At 66.8% G+C, this 22,116-nt stretch carries 13 protein-coding genes and 1 pseudogene; 11 read left to right on the top strand and 3 right to left on the bottom strand.

The features are described 5' to 3' along the window. Window positions 1-77: 77 nt before the first annotated feature. Together HUX88_RS30190 and HUX88_RS30185 are read right to left on the bottom strand one after the other, a co-directional pair. The gene (locus tag HUX88_RS30190) at window positions 78-842 is read right to left on the bottom strand and encodes a LytTR family DNA-binding domain-containing protein (protein WP_176364148.1); all 765 of its coding nucleotides are present in this window, start codon (window positions 840-842) and stop codon (window positions 78-80) included. 2 nt (window positions 843-844) lie between these two features. After that, window positions 845-1,921 (bottom strand): sensor histidine kinase, encoded by a 1,077-nt coding sequence (locus tag HUX88_RS30185; protein WP_176364147.1) that lies wholly within the window; start codon window positions 1,919-1,921, stop codon window positions 845-847. A gap of 157 nt (window positions 1,922-2,078) precedes the next feature. On the opposite strand from HUX88_RS30185, the gene HUX88_RS30180 reads away from it, so the two are divergent. From HUX88_RS30180 to HUX88_RS30155, 6 genes and pseudogenes are all read left to right on the top strand, one after another. Continuing rightward, the gene (locus HUX88_RS30180; protein WP_176364146.1) at window positions 2,079-4,205 is read left to right on the top strand and encodes a TonB-dependent siderophore receptor; all 2,127 of its coding nucleotides are present in this window, start codon (window positions 2,079-2,081) and stop codon (window positions 4,203-4,205) included. 70 nt (window positions 4,206-4,275) lie between these two features. After that, a complete protein-coding gene (locus tag HUX88_RS30175) occupies window positions 4,276-4,680 on the top strand; it encodes a hypothetical protein (RefSeq protein WP_117015151.1) in 405 nt (134 codons plus the stop codon). Window positions 4,681-4,757: 77 nt separating this feature from the next. Continuing rightward, window positions 4,758-6,089 (top strand): TolC family protein, encoded by a 1,332-nt coding sequence (locus HUX88_RS30170; protein ID WP_176364145.1) that lies wholly within the window; start codon window positions 4,758-4,760, stop codon window positions 6,087-6,089. Continuing rightward, window positions 6,086-7,345, top strand: a pseudogene (locus HUX88_RS30165) (efflux RND transporter periplasmic adaptor subunit); the annotation flags it as partial. The gene HUX88_RS30170 and the pseudogene HUX88_RS30165, both read left to right, overlap by 4 nt. Window positions 7,346-7,374: 29 nt before the next feature. Beyond that, the gene (locus tag HUX88_RS30160) at window positions 7,375-10,542 is read left to right on the top strand and encodes an efflux RND transporter permease subunit (RefSeq protein WP_176364143.1); all 3,168 of its coding nucleotides are present in this window, start codon (window positions 7,375-7,377) and stop codon (window positions 10,540-10,542) included. 59 nt (window positions 10,543-10,601) lie between these two features. Continuing rightward, window positions 10,602-12,935, top strand: a complete 2,334-nt coding sequence (locus tag HUX88_RS30155) for a response regulator (RefSeq protein WP_176364142.1) — start codon at window positions 10,602-10,604, stop codon at window positions 12,933-12,935. Window positions 12,936-12,989: 54 nt separating this feature from the next. Here HUX88_RS30155 and HUX88_RS30150 read toward each other — a convergent pair whose 3' ends face one another. After that, the gene (locus tag HUX88_RS30150; protein ID WP_176364141.1) at window positions 12,990-16,214 is read right to left on the bottom strand and encodes an SEL1-like repeat protein; all 3,225 of its coding nucleotides are present in this window, start codon (window positions 16,212-16,214) and stop codon (window positions 12,990-12,992) included. 419 nt (window positions 16,215-16,633) lie between these two features. Here HUX88_RS30150 and HUX88_RS30145 point away from each other — a divergent pair, with 419 nt between their 5' ends. The 5 genes from HUX88_RS30145 to HUX88_RS30125 are packed head-to-tail and all read left to right on the top strand — an operon-like array spanning window position 16,634 to window position 22,114. Continuing rightward, window positions 16,634-18,544 (top strand): phage tail sheath C-terminal domain-containing protein, encoded by a 1,911-nt coding sequence (locus tag HUX88_RS30145; RefSeq protein ID WP_117015145.1) that lies wholly within the window; start codon window positions 16,634-16,636, stop codon window positions 18,542-18,544. 10 nt (window positions 18,545-18,554) lie between these two features. Then, complete coding sequence (locus HUX88_RS30140) at window positions 18,555-19,082, top strand: phage tail protein (RefSeq protein WP_117015144.1); 528 nt, start codon at window positions 18,555-18,557, stop codon at window positions 19,080-19,082. Between the two features lie 10 nt (window positions 19,083-19,092). Continuing rightward, complete coding sequence (locus HUX88_RS30135) at window positions 19,093-19,806, top strand: hypothetical protein (protein ID WP_117015143.1); 714 nt, start codon at window positions 19,093-19,095, stop codon at window positions 19,804-19,806. Continuing rightward, window positions 19,806-20,798 carry a hypothetical protein gene (locus HUX88_RS30130; RefSeq protein WP_176364140.1) on the top strand — a complete coding sequence of 331 codons (993 nt, stop codon included), beginning with the start codon at window positions 19,806-19,808 and terminating at the stop codon, window positions 20,796-20,798. Before HUX88_RS30135 ends, HUX88_RS30130 begins: the two co-directional genes overlap by 1 nt. Then, window positions 20,795-22,114, top strand: a complete 1,320-nt coding sequence (locus HUX88_RS30125; RefSeq protein WP_176364139.1) for a DUF4255 domain-containing protein — start codon at window positions 20,795-20,797, stop codon at window positions 22,112-22,114. The genes HUX88_RS30130 and HUX88_RS30125 overlap by 4 nt, the downstream gene beginning before the upstream one ends. Window positions 22,115-22,116: the final 2 nt, after the last annotated feature.

Here is a 22,116-nt window from a genome sequence, read left to right as displayed (position 1 = left end):
ACGTGGGGGCGCGTTTATTCTCCGCACGCTCTGCAGGGAGGAATCTATGCCGCCGGCGACCGCCATGTGCCGTCCGCTCACGGCAAGATGCTGCCGCGCCCCAACGCCGACTTGACCGCAAGCCAGTAGCTCTCGCTGATCGGCAACAACCGGCCACAGCGCAGCGCTGCCATGTAGCTGCTCTCCTGCCCCTGGCGCACGCCGACCACCTGATCGCGCTTGACCAGGATGCGGCGATGGATGCGCAAGAATTCGTCCGGATCCAGGTACCGGACCAGTTCGGTGAGCGTCGTGCGGTGCAGCAGTGTGCCGTCCGCCAGATGCAGCTCGACGTAGTTGCCGGCGGTCTCGATCCAGCGCACATCGTTCAAGGCGACCCGGTCCATCCGCCCTACCGACCTGACGATCAATTCGCGCCAGAACCCGGGGGCGGGATCGGTGAACTGGCGCAAGGCGCGGGCATACGTGGCGCGTTGTTCCAGCAGCACCTGGGCGCGGGCGATCGCTTGGTGCAGGCGCGGCTCATTAACGGGCTTGACGATATAGTCCAGGGCATGGACATCGAAGGCATCGAGGGCATGTCCTCGATGCGCGGTCGCGAAGACTATCAGCGGCGGCAATTCCCGCTGGCTCAGGGAACGCGCCATTTCCAGCCCGGACTCTTGCGGCATCTGCACATCCAGCAGTATCAGGTCCACTTCTTTCGTTTGCAGAAAGTCGCGGGCACTGGCCGCGCTTGGGCATTCGCCCGCCACCTCCCATTCGGCCAGCGGCGCAAGCGCCAGCCGTAGATTGGTACGCGCGTGGGCCTCGTCGTCCACAATCAGAATTTTAAAAGTCATGCTCAGTCCATCACTTGCCATGGGAGCCGTAGTCCGGCCACGAACCGCCCGTCGATCCGCGCGGTCTCCAGCGAAGCCAGGTTGCCGTAGGCAAGCAGCAGCCGGGCCCGGATTCCCCGCAGGCCGATCCCCAGTCCCGCAGTCGGCGCCACCTGGTCGAAGATCGGATTGCTGACGCTGACCAGCAAAAACCCGCCTTCGCGCGCGAACGTGACGCTGATATCGCTGCTGCCGCCATGACACTCAAGATCATGCCGCAAGGCGTTTTCGACCAGCGGCTGCAACAGCATGGGCGGACACTCCACTTCCTCATCCAGCACATGCTCTCCCTCGATGCCGACGCGCAGCCGGGCACCGAATCGCAGATGCTGCAATTCCAGATAATCCAGCACGAACCGCAGCTCCTGTTTCAGGCTGACCCAGTCGCGCTCGCTGCTCAACAGCGCGTACTGCAGCAGGTCGCCGAAGCGCGACAGTCCGTCCAGCGCGACAGGCTTGTCGTCGGTCCTCACCATGGCGCCGATCGCACTGAGCGTATTGAAGATGAAATGCGGTTCCAGCTGCCCGCGCAGCGCAGCCAGTCGCTGCCGCTCCAGCGACAAGCGCATGGCGGCCAGCTCGCGGGTCTGCTGCTGCCGCTGCTGCCACAGCAAGCCGGCCACCACGACACCAAATGCCAGGGTCAACAGGATAAACACCACAAACCACTCGAATTTATCCATTGAAATCCAGTAGTGCCAGGCGTTGGCCAGAGTGGGCGTCAGGTCGAACTTGAAGCAGCGCCGGAAGGCAAGGCCGAGCATGGCCACCGGCCAGCACAACGTCATGTACAGCAGATAGCCGCGCACGATGAGGCGCCGGGTGCCGAGCCAGCGAGGATGGCGTTGATAGATCAGGTACAGCACGTAGCTTTGCACCATCATCACCGCATAGCCGCACCACCAACCCAGCGTCATCATCCAGTAGCTGCGGAAATCGCGGTCATGCGCCGCATCGCCGTAGGTGCTCACCCCTGCGACTGCGCACAGCAGCGTCCAGAGGCCGAAGTTAGTCAGAAACGCGCGGGATTTTACGGACATGGGCAGCGATATCAATATTTGTGGCGGAGTATAACAGTCCGAATTGTGCGGATGGCTGCCGCTTCATCCCACAGGCGCGGGCATTCATCACTCGCCGCTAGAGGGACCGCAGGCCGTCGGCTACGCTGGCGGCTCTTCAACTTCCGTCACCACCATCATGCGCCTTTCCATATTGCGGCCAGTTCCCCTTCTCGTCCTGAGCTTTGCCGCCGCGGCCGGCGACGACACGCCCCCGTTGCCGCAAGTCGAGGTGCGGGGACCGGGCGGCAGCCAGTTGCGTCGCGACGACGCCGTCGGCCGCATCGTGGTTGGCCGCGACGACCTGCAGCGCTACGGCGAAACCACCTTGGCGGACGCGCTGAAGCGTCAACCGGGCATCAGCATCGTCGGCACCGAAATCCGCATGCGAGGCCTCGGCGGCGGCTACACCCAGATTTTGATTGACGGCCAGCCGGCGCCCGCCAACTTCGACATCGCCACCCTGTCGCCGGAGCTGATCGAGCGCGTCGAGATCCAGCGCAGCGCGCAAGTGGACGCCAGCGCACAATCGGTGGCCGGATCGATCAACATCATCTTGCGCAAGGCCGCCGGCGCGCCCCGGCGCACCGCCAAGCTGAGCGCGGACCGTCAGGCTGGCGAGACCAGTCCCACGGCGACCGTCCAATGGATGGAGCGCAGCGGCGCGGTCGGCTACGGCGTCACCGCCACCGCCAGCGAGTCGCGCAGCAGGCAACAGACCGGTACCGACGAGCGAACCACCGATGCCGGCGGCACCTCGCTGCGCCGACTGGAGGACGATGACCGTAACCGTACCCGCCGCCTCAGCGCCGCGCCGCGCGCGGACGTCAAACTCGACGGCGGCAATTCGCTGACCTGGCAAGGCCTGGTGGACTTGTCGCATGTCGATGCGCGCGGCGTGCAGTCCGAGACGACACTGCTGGGCGCGCCCACCGCGTCGCCGGACTCCAACTGGCGCGGGGTGTTCAAGAACTGGCTGGTCAAATCCGACCTGAGCTGGATGCAGCGCTTCGAGACCGGCAAGCTGACGCTGAAAGCCGGCATCGAGGCGAGTCACCGCGACGGCGACTACCTGTTCCACGGCATCGATGCGCAAGGCACCCCATGGCTGAACCGCGCGGTGGACTCGCGGGCCTACGAGCGCCGCGCCACCACCAGCGGCAAATACCTGGCGCCGCTGATGGCCGGTCATGACATTGCGATCGGCTGGGACGCTTCCGATGTGCGGCGCGAAGAGGGCCGCCATCAGCGCGACACCGGCCCATCGGGGCCCGGCAGCCCTCCCCTGTACAGGCTGGACCAGGACTACGACGCCAGCGTGGAACAACTGGCGCTGTTCGCGCAGGACGAGTGGAGCGTCACCCCGCGTCTGCAAGCGTATCTCGGACTGCGCTGGGAAGGCTTGGACACCCGCACATGGGGTCCGGGGGACGCCGCGACCGCATCGCGGGTGTGGAGTCCGGTGGCTCAGGTGGTCTGGAAGCTGCCCGACAGTGAGCGCGACCAGTTGCGCGTGGCGCTGGCACGCACCTACAAGGCGCCGCAGCCGCGCGACCTGGTGCCGCGGCGCTACACAGTCAACAACGACAACGGACCGACGCAGCCGGACTATCAGGGCAATCCATCGCTGCGCCCCGAGCTGGCCTGGGGATTGGACGCGGCGCTGGAGTCCTATTTTGCGCGGGATGCCATGGTCAGCATGTCCGCGTATGCGCGGCGCATACAGGATGTTGTGCAGCTCAGGCTGTGGCAAGAGGATGGAGTCTGGGTCAGCAGTCCGGCCAACGGCGGCGTGGCCAATGTCCACGGCGTTGAAATCGACGCGCGCGTGCCGTTCAAGGCTTCAGTGGCCGGCGGCTCCACGGTCGAGCTGCGCGCCAACTTGAGCCGCAACTGGTCGCGCGTCGACGGCCTGGCCGGCCCCGACAACCGCCTCGGCAACCAGGCGCCGCTGACGGCCAACGCCGGACTCGATTTGCGCATGCCGCAAGGCGTCACCGCCGGCGCAAATTTTCGTTTCGTTGGCGGATGGCGCGCCCGCACATCGCAGTCTCTGGTGCAGGAGACCGGCGTCGTCCGGGAACTGGAGGCCTATGCATCCTGGCCGGCGGCCGGCGGCCGGCTGCGCCTGACGTTGGGCAATCTACTGCAGTCCGCGCGGCGCTCCGGCCAGCGATACGATGACGGACTCTATGCGAGCACCCGCCGCTCCGCCGACACGCAGCGTCCGCTTATCCGTATCCAGTACGAGATACAGCAGCGCTGATCTTAAGCCCGCCCTTGACAGCTGATCTGATTCAACATAGGCTAAAAGAACTCTCAACATTGCCTCATCCATGAAGACCTCCCGCTCCACTCGCCTTGTCACGGCCATCGTCACGCTGCTCAGCATGCTGTATATGCAGCTTGCCGTTGCGGCGTACGTGTGTCCAGGCGTGCCGGCGGGGAGTCTCGACAACGCGGTATCGGCTCGGGCCGCCGTCATGATGCAGAACTGCCAGGGCATGGATGCGGAGCAGCCCCAGCTCTGCGATCTGCACGCGCATGGCGAGCCGGCCAAGCAGCCGCTCGACAACGCATCGTTGGCCGACGTGCCGGCGTTCGTGCCAAGCGCGCTGATATTCGAATTGCCGCCCGTCGATCCCGCCCTGGATTCCAACGCAGCGGCCTACCGGCCCATCGTGTGGGCCCGCACCGTCGCCCCGCCGGTCGCCATCCGCAACTGCTGCTTCCGCATTTAATCCACCAGATCGCCTAGTTCCCCATCGCATCGCCGAGCCGGCGAGCGCGATGTTGTCCGTCGCTTTCTGGAGGTACCATGTCATCCTCGTTCTTCGCGCGTCGTTACGCGCCCACCGGCGGTTTTCGAAAACTGTCGAAGATCAAATTTGCACTCGCGCTTCTGCTTGCCGCTTACGCCGCGCAGGCGCAAACGCAGGAGCTCACGCTGGGCCAGGCCCAACAACTTGCGGTCGCCCGTTCGCGCCAGCTGACCGCGCAGGACCATGCCGCCGACGCCGCGCACGAGATGGCGGTCGCGGCCGGCCAGTTGCCCGACCCCGTCCTCAAGGTGGGCATCGACAACCTGCCCATCAACGGTTCCGACCGGCTGACCATAGGCAGCGACTTCATGACCATGCGCCGCATCGGCGTATCGCAGGAATTGACGCGCGCCGACAAGCTGCGCTGGCGTTCCGCGCGCCTGGAGCGTGAAGCGGACAAGGCCCAGGCCGAGAAACAAGCCGCCACCGCCGCGATCCAGCGCGACACCGCGATTTCCTGGCTGGAGGTTTTCTATACCGGCCAGATGGCCGACGCCATCGCCAAGCAGGCCACGCTGGCACGCCAGGAGATCGAAGCGGCCGAGGCAGCCTACCGTGGCGGGCGCGGCAGCCAGGCCGACATCCTCGCGGCCCGCTCCGCCCTGCTCGCCCTGGATGACCGGGGCAGCGAAATCGCGCGCCGCCGCCGCGTCGCCCGGACGGTGCTGGCCAGGTGGACCGGCGCGGAGGCTGCCGTGGCCGGCAAGCCCGATATCGACACCATCCGCATGGACACCGCCGAGCCGGGCGCCCTCCTCGCCCATCATCCGCAGATCGCGGTGCTGACCCGCCAACAGGACATCGCGCAGGCCGACGCCAATCTGGCGCAGGCGAACCAGCGCGCGGACTGGAGCGCGGAGGTCGCGTTCCAGCAACGCGGCTCGGCCTATTCGAACATGGTATCGATCGGTATTTCGGTGCCGCTGCAATGGGACAGGAAGAACCGCCAGGACCGCGAGCTGGCCGGCAAGCTCGCGCTGGTGGAACAAGCCAAGGCCGAGCGCGACGAGATGCTGCGCGGCCACGAGGCCGAGGTCCGCACCCAGATCGTCGAATGGCAGAGCGGCAAGGAGCGGCTGTCCCGCTACACGCGCGAAACGCTGCCGCTGGCCGGCGAACGCAGCGAAGTGGTGCTTGCCGCCTACCGGGGCGGGAAGGCAACGCTGGCCGAGGTGCTGGCGGCAAGACGCAACGAGACGGAAACCCGTCTGCAGGCATTGGAGCTTGAGCTCGACACAGCGCGGCTTTGGGCGCAGCTGAATTTCCTCGTCCCCGAGGACTTGGCTACCGGACACGCAAGCAATAACCGTCAACAGGAATCCAAATGAAGAACAAGACCATACTCGCGCTGCCGATCGCGCTCGCCATCGCCGCCGGCGGATACGGGGCCTACCGGCTTGGCGCATCCCAGGCGATGAAGACCATGCCGGCCGATCGCGCCGCACCAACGGCAGCCAGGAAACCGCTCTACTGGCAGGATCCGATGGTCCCCGGGCAGAAGTTCGACAAGCCAGGCAAGTCGCCCTACATGGATATGCAGCTGGTCCCTGTCTATGGCGGCGCCGATGGCGACGACGGCACCGTCACCATCAGCCCCCGCGTCCAGCAGAACCTGGGCGTGCGGACGGCGCTGGTCACGCGCGGCAGGCTGCCCTCCGGTGTCGTCGCGGTCGGCAGTGTCGCGTACAACGAGCGCGACGTGGCGCTGGTCCAGGCCCGCAGCAACGGGTTCATCGAGCGCCTGTATGTGCGCGCTCCGCTCGATCCGGTCCGAAAGGGACAGCCGCTCGCCGAGCTGTACGTGCCCGACTGGATCGCGGCGCAGGAGGAATACCTGGCGGCCCGTCGCATGCAAGGTGGCGACACCGCATCGCTGGTCGACGGCGCGCGCCAGCGCATGCGCCTGGCCGGCATGAGCGAAGCGCAGATCCAGCTGGTCGAATCGAGCGGCAAGGTGCATCCGCGCGTCACGATTACCGCGCCGGCCGGCGGTGTCGTCGCCGAGCTTGGCGCCCGCGAGGGCATGACTGTGGCGCCGGGCGCGCTGCTGTTCCGCATCAACGGCCTGTCGACCGTCTGGGTCAACGCCGAGGTGCCCGAAAGCGTGGCGGCCAGGGTGCGCCCGGGCGACGCCGCCGAGGCCCGCGCGCAGGCGCTGCCGGGCAGCGTCTTCAAGGGCAAGGTCGGCGCGGTGCTGCCCGAAGTGAACGCGGCCACCCGCACCCTCAAGGCGAGGATCGAGTTGGCCAACCCGGGCGGGCAACTGGTGCCCGGCATGTATGCCGCCGTCACCTTCGGCTCCAGCCGTGGGGCCGACGTGCTGCTGGTCCCATCGGAGGCGGTGATCCAGACCGGCACCCGCAGCGTCGTGCTGCTGGCACAGGACGGCGGGAAGTTCCAGCCGGTCGATGTCGAGCCGGGTGCCGAAGGCAATGGCATGACCGAGATCCGCAAGGGCCTGGCCGCCGGACAGAAAATCGTCCTGTCGGGCCAGTTCCTGTTGGACTCCGAGGCCAGCCTGAAAGGGACGGCCACCCGCATGGGCGACGCCCCTGCCATGCCCCTCCCCCGCGACGACGGCCGCGACGATGCCATGCCGATGGGAGCGAAGAAATGATCGCCAAACTGATACGCTGGTCCATCGTCAACCGCTTCCTGGTCCTGCTGGCGACCGTCTTCATCGCCGCGTGGGGCGTGTGGTCGCTGGCGCGCACGCCGCTCGACGCCATCCCGGACCTGTCGGACGTGCAGGTGATCATCCGCACCAGCTATCCGGGCCAGGCGCCGCAAATCGTGGAAAACCAGGTGACCTACCCGCTGACCACCACCATGCTCTCGGTGCCCGGCGCGAAGACCGTGCGCGGCTATTCCTTCTTCGGCGACTCCTTCGTCTACATCCTGTTCGAGGACGGCACCGATCCCTACTGGGCCAGGTCGCGCGTGCTCGAATACCTGAACCAGGTGCAGTCGCGCCTGCCGGCGCAGGCCAAGACCGCGCTCGGTCCGGACGCGACCGGCGTCGGCTGGATCTATGAGTATGCGCTGGTCGACCGCAGCGGCAAGCTCGACCTGTCGCAGCTGCGCGCCTACCAGGACTGGTTCCTGAAGTTCGAGCTGAAGACGGTGGCGAACGTCTCCGAGGTGGCCAGCATCGGCGGCATGGTGCGGCAATACCAGATCGTGCTTGATCCCGACAAGCTGCGCGCCTACGCCATCCCGCACGGCGCAGTGATCGAGGCGGTGCAGCGGGCCAACCAGGAGGCCGGCGGCTCCGTGATGGAACTGGGCGAGGCGGAGTACATCGTGCGCGCATCGGGCTACCTGCAATCGCTCGACGACTTCCGCAAGATTCCGCTGACGGCCACGGAGGCCGGCGTCCCGGTGCGCCTGGGCGACGTGGCGCGCGTGGAGCTGGGGCCGGAGATGCGGCGCGGTATCGCCGACCTGAACGGCGAAGGCGAAGTGGCCGGCGGCGTCATCGTCATGCGCTCCGGGAAGAACGCGCTGGAGACCATCGAGGCGGTCAAGGCCAAGTTCGCCAAGCTCAAGGCGAGCCTGCCGGCCGGCGTGGAGGTCGTCCCGGTGTACGACCGCTCCAACCTGATCAAGCGAGCGGTCGACAATCTCGGGCACAAGCTGGTCGAGGAATTCATCGTCGTCGCCCTGGTCTGCGCGATCTTCCTGTTCCATCTTCGCTCCGCGCTGGTGGCCATCGTGTCCCTGCCGCTGGGCATATTGATGGCCTACATCGTCATGTCCTACCAGGGCGTGAACGCCAACATCATGTCCCTGGGCGGCATCGCCATCGCCATCGGCGCCATGGTCGACGCGGCGGTCGTGATGATCGAGAACGCCCACAAGCACATCGAGGCCTGGAACCACGCCCATCCCGGCCGCAAGCTGGCCGGCGACGAGCACTGGACCGTGATCGGCGACGCGGCGGCCGAGGTCGGCCCGGCGCTGTTCTTCTCGCTGCTGATCATCGTGCTGTCCTTCATCCCGGTGTTCACGCTGGAGGCGCAGGAGGGCCGGCTGTTCGCGCCGCTGGCGTTCACCAAGACCTATGCGATGGCGGCGGCGGCCGGCCTGGCCGTGACCTTGATCCCGGTGTTGATGGGCTACCTGATACGCGGCCGCATCCCGGACGAGCGGAAGAACCCGCTGAACCGCTGGCTGATCGCGCTCTACCGGCCGCTGCTGGAGGCGGTGCTGCGCCGGCCCAAGGCCACGCTGGTGGTGGCCGCGCTGATCGCGCTGGTGACGGTTTGGCCGATGGCGCGCCTGGGCGGCGAATTCATGCCGCCGCTGGACGAGGGCGACCTGCTGTACATGCCGTCCGCCCTGCCCGGCATCGGCGCCGGCAAGGTCGCGCAACTGCTGCAGCAGACCGACCGGCTGATCAAGACGGTGCCCGAGGTGCAGACGGTGTTCGGCAAGGCCGGCCGGGCCGAATCCGCCACCGATCCGGCGCCGCTGGAAATGTTCGAGACGACCATCCAGTTCAAGCCGCGCGACCAATGGCGGCCCGGCATGACTCCCGACAAGCTGGTCGAAGAGCTCGACCGCACCGTCAAGGTGCCGGGCCTGTCCAACATCTGGGTGCCGCCGATCCGCAACCGCATCGACATGCTCGCCACCGGCATCAAGAGCCCGGTCGGCGTGAAGGTGGCCGGCGCCAGCCTGCGGGAGATCGACCGCATCACCGGCGAGATCGAGCGGGTCGTCAAGGGCGTGCCGGGCGTCTCGTCCGCCCTCGCCGAGCGGCTCAACGGCGGACGTTATGTCGACATCCATATCGACCGCGACGCGGCGGCGCGCTACGGCCTGAACATCGCCGATGTCCAGAGCCTGGTGTCGAGCGCCATCGGCGGCGACAACATCGGCGAGACGGTCGAGGGCTTGCAGCGCTTCCCGATCAATGTGCGCTATCCGCGCGAGGTGCGCGACTCCGTCGAAAAGCTGCGCGACCTGCCGATGCTGACCGCGCGCGGCGCCCAGATCCGGCTGGGCGACGTGGCCGCGATCCGCATCGTCGACGGCCCGCCCATGCTCAAGAGCGAGAACGCGCGCTTGTCGGGCTGGGTGTATGTCGACATCCGGGGCCGCGACCTGAGCGCCGCCGTGCGCGAGATGCAGCAGCGGGTCGCCAGCCAGGTCGCGCTGCCGGCCGGCTATTCGGTGTCCTGGTCCGGGCAGTTCGAATACCTGGAGCGCGCCACGGCCAAGCTCAAGGTCGTGGTGCCGATGACGCTGCTGATCATCTTCCTGCTGCTGTACCTGACCTTCAAGCGCGTCGACGAGGCGGCGCTGATCATGGCGACCTTGCCGTTCGCGCTGGCCGGCGGCATCTGGCTGCTGTGGGCGTTGGGGCACAATCTGTCGGTGGCGAGCGGGGTCGGCTTCATCGCGCTGGCCGGCGTGTCGGCCGAATTCGGCGTGATCATGTTGCTGTACCTGAAGCACGCCTGGGACGCCCGGCTGGCGAACGGCGCCTGCGGCGAGGCCGATCTGCTGGAGGCCATCCGCGAGGGGGCCGTGCTGCGCGTGCGGCCGAAGGCGATGACGGTCGCCGTGATCATCGCCGGCCTGGTGCCGGTCATGATCGGATCGGGCACCGGTTCCGAGGTCATGCAACGCATCGCCGCGCCCATGGTCGGCGGCATGATCACCGCGCCGCTGCTGTCGATGTTGGTGGTGCCGGCCGCGTACCTGCTGATGCGGCGCCGGTCGCTGCCAGGAAGGAAGGCCATTTTGGACGCCGGTCAGCCGCCGGCAGGTTAATCGTTGCGCAAGAGTGTTAGGATGGCGGATATTATTGTCCGAGCCCCCCTGAACCAACGATGCCCCATCCACTGAACCCGGACCAACTGAGCAACATCATCGACATCGCGGAGAATGCCATTCTCTGCACCGACGAGAGCCAGCGCATCATCCTCTTCAACCGGGGCGCCGAGCGCATGTTCGGTTGGGCGGCGTCCGAGGTCGTGGGAAAAAGCCTGGAGCTGTTGATACCGCAGCGCTTTCGTTCCGGGCACGCCGCGCGCGTGTCCGCCTTCCGCCACGGCGACATGACCGCGCGCAGGATGGGCGAACGCAGCACCATCTACGCCGTGCGCAAGGACGGCACCGAATTTCCGGCCGAGGCGACGATCTCCAAATCCGGCGAGGACGGGCAAGTGATCCTGACCGCCATCCTGCAGGACGTCTCCGAGCGCAAGGCCTACGAGCAGGAGCTCGAACAGGCCAAGGAAACGGCGGAAGCGGCCGTGCGCGCCAAGAGCATGTTCCTGGCGAATATGAGCCACGAGATCCGCACGCCGCTGAACGCGGTGATCGGCATGACCAGCCTGCTGCTGCACACCGGCATCGACGAGGAGCAGCGCGACTACACCGAGACCATCCGTTCCAGCAGCGAGGCGCTGCTGGCGGTCATCAACGACCTGCTCGACTACTCCAAGATGGAGGTGGGCCGCCTCGACCTGGAACGCCATGCGGTCGAAATACGCCGCTGTGTCGAGGACGCGCTGGACCTGGTGGCGTCGAGCGCGGGCGAGAAGCACCTCGACCTGGCCTACATCATCGAGCCCGGCGTGCCGGCCACCATGCTGTCCGACGCCACCCGGCTGCGCCAGATCCTGGTCAACCTGCTGTCGAACGCGATCAAGTTCACCCATCACGGCGAGGTGGTCGTGACGGTCGGCGCGGAGCGCCGGGATGCCAACACCTACAGTCTGGATTTCGCCGTGAGGGATACCGGGATCGGCATTCCCGAGCACAGCCAGGAAAGCATCTTCCGCTCGTTCACCCAGGTCGACGCCTCCACCACCCGCAGGTACGGCGGGACCGGCCTGGGCTTGACGATCAGCCGGCGCCTGGCCGAGATCATGGGCGGCAGCCTGACGGTGCACAGCGAGATGGGAAAAGGTTCGACCTTCACGCTGTCCATGCTGGCCGAGGCCAGCGACGACCAGCTCGCCGAGGATGTGCTGCGGGATCGCTCGGCGACCGTGGAAGGCAAGCGCATCCTGATTGTCGACGACAACACCACCAACCGCCGCATCCTGATGCGGCAGGCGCTATTGTGGGGCATGGAGGGCCTGTCCGCCGCCTCGGCGGCCGAAGCCATCGACTTGGTGCGCCATGGCGCGCCGTTCGACGTGGCCGTGCTTGACATGCAAATGCCCGACATGGACGGCGTGCGCCTGGCGGCCGAATTGCGCAAGATACGCGACCGGGCGACGCTGCCGCTGGTCCTGCTCACCTCGGTCGGCCACCGGCAGGCAGGGAGCAGCCTGGACAGCGGCATGTTCGCCGCATGGCTGAACAAGCCGATCAAGCCGCATGCCCTGCTGGACGCGCTGCGGCAGGTGTTGAGCAAGCGCGAACCCACCATCGCCGCGCCCCGCCCCGCCGCCGTCGCGCCGGGGCTTGCCGCCGCGGTGGACATTCTGGTGGTCGAGGACAATACGATCAATCAAAAAGTGCTCAGGCAGCTGTTGCGTCATCTCGGCTACCAGGCCGACGTGGTGGCCAACGGCGTCGAGGCGATGACGGCCCTGGAAGGCCGGCACTACCAGATCATCCTGATGGATATGCAGATGCCGGAGATGGACGGGTTCGAGCTCACGCGGCGCCTGCGCCAGCGCTTCAAGGGCAGCAACAGCCCCTACATCATTGCGATGACCGCCAACGCCTTGCCCGGGGACCGCGAGCGCTGCCTGGACGCCGGCATGGATGAGTACATCGCCAAGCCCATCGAGCTGCACGTGTTGAACTCCGCGCTGGTGGCGGCGATCGCCCGGCTGGCCACGCGCCGGCCGGACGACGCGGTGCTCAGCCACGCCCGCATCGCGCAATTGCGCGCGATCGGCGAAGACCTTTCCCTGCTCGACGAGGTGGTCGCCTCCTTTATCGCCGAGGTGCCGCAGTTGCTGGAGAAGCTGGCGAGCGCGGCAACGGCGCAGGATGCGCCGTTGCTGGCGTCGACCGCCCACTACCTGCAGTCGAGCATCGAATTCGTGGGCGCCAACCGCATGCGGCTGCCGTGCACCAATCTTGAGCTGATGGGCAAGGGCGAAAATTTCGACGATGCGGCCGAACAGTTGCAAGACCTGGCGCTGGCGTATGAAGACACCAGAAAAGCGCTGCTGGAATTGAATCCGGCGGCGGACTAGCCAGTTCGATTTATCGCACCGGATTGCCCCCTGCGTTTGGTCGGCCGCCTTGTCTTACTGCGGCGCCGCGTTCGCCGTCACCTTCGCGCTGGCGGGTGCCGTCCACCCGGCCTTGGCCAGCAGGCCCGCCAGCGGCGCGTTCTTGCTCAAGGCGATAGCCGACCAGGTCCCGGCGTCGAAGGTTTCGCGAGCCGGTCCGAGCTGCGACAGACGTTGCACCAGATTGTCGCCCCGCCAGCCTTCCAGCGAGCGTTCGGGCGACTCGGACAGGTAGCGCACGAATTTTTGCTGGATGCCAGGGCACGCGCCGCCGGTAAACAAACCGTGCTCACGCAATAAACCCCAGTAGCTGGCCGGCGACTCCAGCACCACCCTGGCCAGCTGCCCGTTGAGCGGGAAGCAGACCTGCTTCAACGGCAGGCTGAAATCCTTGCTCACCAGGTGCAGCATATCGGGATTGAGCGAGACGATGGCGCGCTCCAGCGCCGTTCCCCAGTCCCTGACGGTAGTCGTATCGATCACGCCGCCGTGGGCCACAAGAACCTTCAGCGCCTCCACGTTCCCGACCGCGATCGCGTTCTCCACCGGATTTGCCTCCGCCCGGCTGCCCAGCGTAAGGCGCCGGTTCGGATCTTCGCCGTGTTCCAGGATCGCCGGCAGCAGATCCACCCTTCCGTGCGCTATGGCGCCTTGCAGGAACCTTGGCAGGCCAGCGAAGGCGGGATCGCCGCTGCCCGTATCGTCCAGCAATCCATGCTTGATCAACAAGGGGAACAGCTCGCGGTCAGGCGAAGTGAACGCGGCGCTGACGGCATTTCCGCTTAATCCCCGCGCAGGCGCACCCGCATCGAGCAACTTGCGCAGGCGCGACATATTGATGCCGCCTTTCGCGCTCAGGATGCCGTCCAGCGGCGACGGCGACAGTTGCGCCAGTGAGTTCTTCGGCATCGTCACCACATGGCCCAGCAGCAGGTCCAGCATGGCGTCGTCGCCCGCAGGCGTGGCCAGCGCCACCGACAGCGCCGACGTTTCGTAACCGGTCAGCGGATCGGCGCCCTGCTCCAGCAAGGCTTTGATGGCCTTGATGTCGTGGTCGCGCACGGCCGCCTGCAGGTCCCGGGCGCTGCCGCCCTTCCTGACGGGAGCGCTCAGCGCGGCCAGACGGGGCAGCCACTCGAGGCGGCGCGCGCGCGTGGCGTGATTCAGCAGCGTGCCGGTTTCAACACGTTCGCCGCCGGCGGCGAGCGGAACGTAGTCGCGGCCGGTGCCTTCGGTGTTCGGGCCTTCCTGGCTCCAATTCATGTCCTTGACCAGCAGCTGTTCCAGCATCTTGTCGCGAGCGGGCGCGGCGGTGTACATGGCAAGCATGGCGGCGTCGAGCCAGTGGTCGCGCTGGTTGTCGCCATAGCGCTGCAAGCGCGGCTTGAGCCAGGCGATGGCCTGGTCATTGCCGACTTCGGCTGCGTACTCGAAGTCGCTCTTTCCTTGTTCACTGTCGGCGGGACTGGTACCGGTTTTCAGCAGCGCATCGAGCACCGCCGTACCGCGCGTGAGGCCGAGTACCTTGGGCCAGAACAGATGGTCGGCAAACGGACGCTCCTCCTTCGCACCGGCGGCCTTCTGGCGCTTTCGGTTGATATCAAAGCGGATGTAGGGGCGCTCCGCGCCAGCCTTCAGCAGCGCCAGCATATTTCCGGTGCGCTGTTCCGGCGTGATCAGTTCCGGCAAACCGCGCCCATGTTGTTCCTGCTCCACCGAGAATTCAAGCGGGGCCAGTCGCGCGGTCTGGCCGGCGAACATGCCGCCATACTGGCGCGGATCGGCGCCGTGCTTGAGCAGCAGCTCCACCATCTCGGGCGTACCGAACATGGCCGCCAAATGCAGCGGCGCGGCGTGGTCGTCCTTGGAGCCTTCATTGAGGCTGGCGCCACGCTTTAGAGCCAGCGCCAGCATGCGCGTCTTGGCCGGCAGCAGCGCGGCGTGGCGCGCTTGCTGGGCATGCCAGTGCCCGGTGTCGCGCGGGGCGTTGCGCGCAGCGCGCCATGCCGCGGCTTCCTTGCGCAGACTGGCGGCGGGCAGCAGCAAGGCATGCAGCAGCTGATTGCCGTCGACCAGATAGTCGTTGATGTTGTTCACTTTGGCCAGCTGGCGGGCAAACTCCGCTTCCTCGCCTTCGCTGGCCGCCTTGAACAGGGCCAGCACAGCCGGCGTCGGGGCGAGCTTTCCCTGCGCGTCCTCGACGTAGTTGATCTTGCGTTGCATGCCGTAGCGGGAGGCTTGCGGGAAGGCGTCGCCCTTCTTCCAGTTCGCGATCAGCGCTGTGCCTTCGCTGAGCTGCTGCGCTGTCAGGACGTCCTCCCAGCCATCCGTCTCACCCTGGGCCTTTTTGCTGCCGCCCTTGACCGCCAGCCGGTGCAGCGAAAACGCCAATACCAAATCCTTGGGTACGCCATATCCCATCGCATACAGTTGGCCGAGTTCGTACTGTGCATCGGCGTTGCCGCCCTGGGCGGCCTTGTTCAGCCAGATCGCGGCCTGCTCGGGTTGCACCTTGAAGCCTTCTCCACCTTTCAAGTACAAGGTGCCGGCCTTGTACGCGGCATCCAGATCCCCCGCTTTGGCGGCGGCCACGTACCAGTCGAGCGGGTCGCGCCCGCCTGTCGTGGAAGCCGACGGCAGCGCTGTGCCCTCCTTCCAGGCGGCCGCGATGCTCTCGGCCTCGGCCAGCTGTTCCGGCGACATCCGCTGCGCGCTGTATTCCAGTGTCTTGGGCAGGTCCTTATGATCGTCCCGCTTCCGGCGCTGGTTGGCCAACAGGTAGAAGGCATGGGCCAACGTGCGGTCACGCTGTACACCCTCGCCCTGTTCGTAATGCCTGGCCAGGCTGGACAGATCACTGGCGTCACCCAGCGCAGCCGCCTTGGCCAGCCAGAAGACGGCCTGCTCCGGGTTTTTCATACTTGAACTGTAGTCGTACATCGTGATCAGCTTGTGCTGAGCTTCCACGTCGCCCGAGCGTGCAGCCTGCAAGTACCAGGTTTCCGCCGCATGCATATCGCGCTCGGTCTCGCAGTTCCGGTCGTTGTCCTGATACAGATCGCCCAGCGCAATTTGCGCTTCCGCGTTTCCCGCTTCCGCGGCCGGCTTGAATATCCGCACCGCGTCGTCGCAGCGCCCTGCATCGTAGGCGGCCAGTCCTTTCGCCAGATCGGCGGGAGCGGCGCAGGCTACACCGGTTCCCATGCCCAGCAGGGCCATCGCGAGGACTGTCTGTTTCATATGTGCTTTCCCAGTGCTGCGGCGTGGCCGCGAAGGGCGCAATAATAAACCGATAACATACATTTATGGCAACACCATTGGGTTTCTGCCTTAAAAATTTACGCATTACGTTGTGACAAAGTGCGTATTTTTGACGTGTTTCGCCGACTATATTTATCAAGTCACCACGCCATTTGATACTTCGTTTGCGGGACCAACGATGTTTTAGATCTAGATCAATAGGCTTCGGTTTAATAGAAATCGCGGACGCCTTGGCAGGGGAAATCGGCGCAGAATACATTTCACGGTTCAGTGAACTCGATGCACGACTTACCCTGATGTTGTTTCAGTCTGCACCTTGCAAGTCCCTAAATCAAATTAGCAACTGGTCCGGCGCGCGAGCGTCCGGTCTGGGCGCCGCCATGTCGAAAGGAACGGTCATGCCGAGTGCATTGAGTTACCCAGGGGTCTACGTCGAGGAAATACCGAGCGGCGTACGCACCATCACCGGAGTCGCCACCTCGATCGCCGCCTTCATCGGGCGCGCCCGCAAAGGCCCGGTCGATACGGCGGTCGACATCACCAGCTATGCCGACTTCGAGCGCAAGTTCGGCGAACTCTGGCTCGCCAGCACGATGAGTTTCGCGGTGCGCGACTTCTTCATCAACGGCGGCAGCCATGCCGTGATCGTGCGCCTGTTCCACTCGGCGCAGGCCGACGCCATCGCCGCCGTGGCCAACGCGGGCGCCGCCGGCGCGACCGGCAAGGACGCCAAGGACAAGGCGGCGGCCGCATTGAAAGTCATCACCGACGACGCCAACGCCACCCAGGCGCAAAAGGCGGCCGCGCAGCAGGCCAACGCCGCCTTCGCCGGGTTGGCCGACGGCGCCGACGCCAACGCGGTCGCGGCCGCAGCGCAAGCCGCCCTCGCCCTGATCGCCAACCTACCGCCCGAGGCGCGCGTGCTGGAGGCCGGAACGCTGCGCTTCGCCGCCGCCAGTCCCGGCAAATGGGCCGGATACCTGCGCCTGATGGTCTCCGCCGCCAGCGGCCCGGCCGCCGCGGCCACCGCCACCCAGCTCGGCGTCGGCGTCGCCGACTTGTTCAATCTCACGGTGGCCAGCGCGGCGCAGGGCGGCACCACCGAAACCTACCTGAACCTGACCGTCAAGAACACCGCCCGCCGCGTGGACCGGATACTGGCGGACGCCTCCACGCTGATCGTCTGGGCCGGGGCCGACCTGAACGGCGTGCCGCCGGCCTTGCCTGACTTCGCCAACGTCAAGGGCGACCCGGTCGGCACGGCCTTCCTGGCCTGGGACGCCGCGCGCGCCGCCGATCCGGACCCGTCCTCGCCGGCGGTGAAGGCCGCCAAGGCCGCCTACGATGCCGCGCTGAAGGCTGCGCTGGACAGCGTCGACGACGGCGCCGCGCTGACCTCGGCCGATTTCATCAAGCCCAACGGCCAGGCCCAGAAGACAGGCCTGTTCGCGCTGGAACAACTGTTCACCCGCGACGGCCTGTTCAACATGCTGTGCATTCCGCCCTACAACGCCAGCAACAATATCGACGACAGCGTGGTGGCCGTCGCCACCGCCTATTGCGAGAAGCGGCGCGCCATGCTGCTGCTCGATTCGCCGTCGGAATGGACCTCGGTGGACCTGGCGCAGACCGGCTTCCCCAACAAGTATGCGGCGCCCAGCCACAACGCGGCGGTGTTCTTCCCGCGTGTGAACATGCCCAATCCCTTGCACGGCGACCAGATCGAACCCTTCGCCCCCAGCGGCATCATCGCCGGCATCTTTGCCCGCATCGACACCCAACGCGGCGTGTGGAAATCGCCGGCCGGGCTGGACGCCGCCATGCTCGGCGTCAGTTCGATGACGGTGCCGATGACCGACGAGGACAACGGCCTGCTCAATCCGCAGGGCCTGAACTGCCTGCGCACCTTCCCGGTCTTCGGCCGCGTGGTCTGGGGCGCGCGCACCATGCGCGGCGCCGACGCCTTCGGCGACGAGTACAAATACATCGCGGTGCGCCGCACCGCCCTGTTCATCGAGGAATCGTTGTACCGTGCGCTGAAGTGGGTGGTGTTCGAGCCCAACGACGAGCCCTTGTGGGGGCAGATCCGCCTCAACGTCGGCGCCTTCATGCACAACCTGTTCCGGCAGGGCGCGTTCCAGGGCGCATCGGCGCGCGACGCGTATTTTGTCCGCTGCGACGCCTCGACCACCACGCAGAACGACATCAATCTCGGCATCGTCAATGTCAACGTCGGCTTCGCGCCGCTGAAGCCGGCGGAATTCGTGGTGATCCAGCTGCAGCAGATCGCCGGACAAATCGAAACCTGAGGGGACGATCATGGCTCAATTTACCGTCAATCCACTGCGCTTCGATCCCTACCAGAACTTCAAGTTCCGCATCAAATGGGGCAACGATTTCGTCGCCGGGGTCAGCAAGATCAGCGGGCTCAAACGTACCACCGAGGTGGTGCGGCACCGCGAAGGCGGCGATCCCAGCTCCAGCCGCAAGTCGCCCGGGCGCACCGAATTCGACGCCATCACCGTCGAGCGTGGCGTCACGCACGACAAGGACTTCGAGCAGTGGGCCAACAAGGTGTGGAACTACGGCTCCGGCCTGGGCAAGGAAGTGTCGCTCAAGGATTTCCGCAAGGATCTGGTGATCGAAGTCTACAACGAGGCCGGGCAGCTGGCGATCCGCTACAAGGTGTATCGCTGCTGGGTGTCGGAGTTCCTGGCCGCGTCCGATCTCGATGCCAACGCCAACGCCGTGCTGATCCAGCATCTGAAGCTGGAAAACGAGGGTTGGGAGCGCGACTACGAGGTACCGGAACCTTCCGAACCGACCTTCACGGAACCACCAGGCTGACGAGGCGCCCATGCGTACGCCAGGCACGGCCGAGCTGCTGGACATCTGGGACGTGGGGCAGCCGCTGCCGCCGGCGCGCCGGGCCTTGCTGCTGTTGTCCGCCGCCTACCCGGAGCGGGACGATATCGCCTCCTGGCCGCTGGGCTACATCAACCGGCAATTGATCGTGTTGCGCCAGCGGCTGTTCGGCTACGCCCTGGTGTGCCTGGCCGATTGTCCCGCCTGCGAGGAAGTGGTCGAAATCGAGATGCCCATGGACGCACTGCTGAACGCAAACCAGATGGCCGCCGCCACGCACCACATCCACAGCGATGGCTGCGACGTGCATTTCCACCTGCCCACCGTGCATGACCTGCTGCTGGAAACGGAGGGGCCGGCGCCGGGACGCCTGCTTGCACGCACCATCGACAGCGCCTGCCGCGATGCGGTGGCTATCTCGCCATCCGAGCTTGGCGAGGCGACGCTGGCGGCCGTCGAACAGGCGATCGAACAGGCCGATCCGCTGGCGCACATCGCCTTCGCGATGACCTGCCCCGCCTGCGGGCACGAATGGCGCACGGATCTGCACATTATCGACGTGTTGTGGGCTGAGATCGGCGCGTGCGCGCGCCGGGTCTTGAGCGAGGTGGGCCGACTTGCGCAAGCTTTCGGCTGGCGCGAGAGCGATATCCTGGCGATGTCGTCCACCCGCCGCAATCATTACCTGGAATGGCTGGAGACCTGATGCGAAACGGCGAACACAGCACGGGCGACACGGCGGGCACGGCACAAGCGGTCGCGCCTGCGCACGCCTCGACCGAAGCCGGGGGCGGATCGGCCGCGACCGGCTGGCTGGACCGCATCGCCTCGCGTAGCCGGCCGGACGCGCCATCCACGCACGCGTTGCGGCCACGCCTGCCCTATCCTTTCGAGGCGATGCGGTTCGCCACCGCCGATGCCGCGCCGCGCATGCCGCATCCCGACGCCTTGCGGGCCCAGCCGGACGAATCCGCCGCCACGTCTTCGCGCGCGGGCCGCACCGATGACGTGGCCGGAATCCCGGCGAACGATGCGCTCCGCCCGGCCAGCACGGCGCACGCAGCCAGCGCGCCACTCAGCCCGGCCGCGGTCGCTCCACCGGCACGGGAGCGACAAGAAGCGCATCCCGTCGCCGCCTCGCAACCGGCTGGCCGCGTCCAACCTGAGCCGGCCAAGGAGGAACGCGCACCGCTGCATCGCGAGACACAGGCGCCCTCCGCGCCCCCGTCCGTGGCCGCCCAGCAAGTTGCGCCATCCAAGCCCGCCCGCCTGGCGCCCCCGGCGGCTGCCAGCCGACAGTTCGCCGCCCCCACGCACGACGCAACACCTGCGGCATCCACGCCAGCCCGGCAGGATGACCACGGCGCAGCGCACGCAACGCCTCGCCGCGCGTGGCCTGCGCCAGCCGGCATGCCAGCGCCGCAGCCGATCGAACGGTCCGCCGCCGCCACCCGGCCAGCCGGCGCCGAGCGGTCCCAGCCCGCCTTGCGCGGCGCCCCGCCACAGCAAACGCCGCTCGCTGCCAGGCCGTTCTCCGAGGCGGCTCAGGAAATCACCATCGACATTCATATTGGACGCATCGACGTGCGCGCACCCGCCGGCGCTTCGGCGCCCACGGCCGTGCAGGCAGCGCCGCAGCGCGGTGGCGACGCGTTGAACGCCTACCTGTCGCGCCGGGCACGGGGAGCGCGCTCATGAGCAGCCCCCTGGCACTGGCGGCGGTCACCGCCATCCTCAAGGACGTTCTCAACGACGGCCTGATCAACAACGACCTGGCGCAGGTCGGCTCGCTGCTGGTGAGCGCTTTGCCCCCGGACCGGATTCCCGTCGGCGAGACCGAGGAGAACCGCCTCAACCTGTTCCTGTACCAGATCACGCCCAACCAGGGCTGGCGCAACGTCGGCCTGCCGTCACAGGGGCCGGGCGGCGAACGCCTCAGCAACGCGCCACTGGCGCTGAACCTGCATTACATGCTCACCGCCTATGGCAGCAGCGACCTCAACGCCGAAATCCTGCTGGGCTACGCCATGGAGATACTCAGCGACATGCCGATGCTGCCGCGCGCCGCGATCCGGCGGTCGCTCAGTCCGAACAACCCGGTCAACGTCAACCTTATTCCACCGGACACCGACGGCCGCACGGCGATCGACCTGGCCGACCAGCTGGAACTGGTCAAGATCACGCCGAACTACCCCAGCGCGGACGAATTGTCCCGCCTGTGGACAGCGATGCAGGCGCGCTACCGGCCCACGGTCGTGTACCAGGTCTCGACGGTGCTGATCCAGCATAACCGTCCGGTGCGCTCGCCGCTGCCCGTGCTGCAACGCGGGGCCGGCGACCAGGGCGTCCACAGCCAGCCCGACCTGCAAGTGCCGCCGTCCAGCATCCCCACGCTGACGTCGATCGCCATCGTGAGCGCCGACGGCTTCCACCTCGCCGCCGAGCTCGGCGACACGCTGGCGTTGGCGGGCGCCCAATTGAGCGGCGACACCGTCACCGCCGAATTCAAGCACGCCTTACTGCCGGTGCCGCTCGAACTGCCGCTGACAGCGGGCGCCACGTCCCAGAAGGCGCTGGTGGCGCTGCCGCCATCGGGCAGCGGCACCGCCGACAGTGACTGGCCCGCCGGCCAATACACGGTCGCCCTGCGCATCGAAACCGCCGGCAGGCCGACGCGCCGGACCAATGAAATCGGCTTCAGCCTGGCCCCCCGGCTGTCGCCGCAGCCCACATTGAGCGCACCGCCCGGCCCGTTCGATCTCACGCTGCATGTGTTCCCTCAAATCTGGCCGGGACAGCGGATCGACATCTTTGTCGGCGGAGAACCGTTCAGGCCGGCGCCGGTGGCGGCCAAGTCCGCGCAGATCACCGTCACGCTGGCCGGGTTGGCCGCATCGGAAACGCCGCTGCCGGTGGCGCTGCGCGTGGACGGCGTCGACAGCATCCTGGTACGCGACCTCGGCGCGCAGCCGCCCAGCTTCGATCCACTGCAATCCATCACCGTACCGGGGTAGCG

The sequence above is a fragment of the Duganella sp. BJB1802 genome, assembly GCF_013369445.1.
In the GTDB taxonomy this organism is placed as follows: domain Bacteria; phylum Pseudomonadota; class Gammaproteobacteria; order Burkholderiales; family Burkholderiaceae_D; genus Rugamonas; species Rugamonas vulcania_A.
Note: the sequence above shows the minus strand (reverse complement) of the source record. Positions and strands in the feature narration are given on the sequence as shown.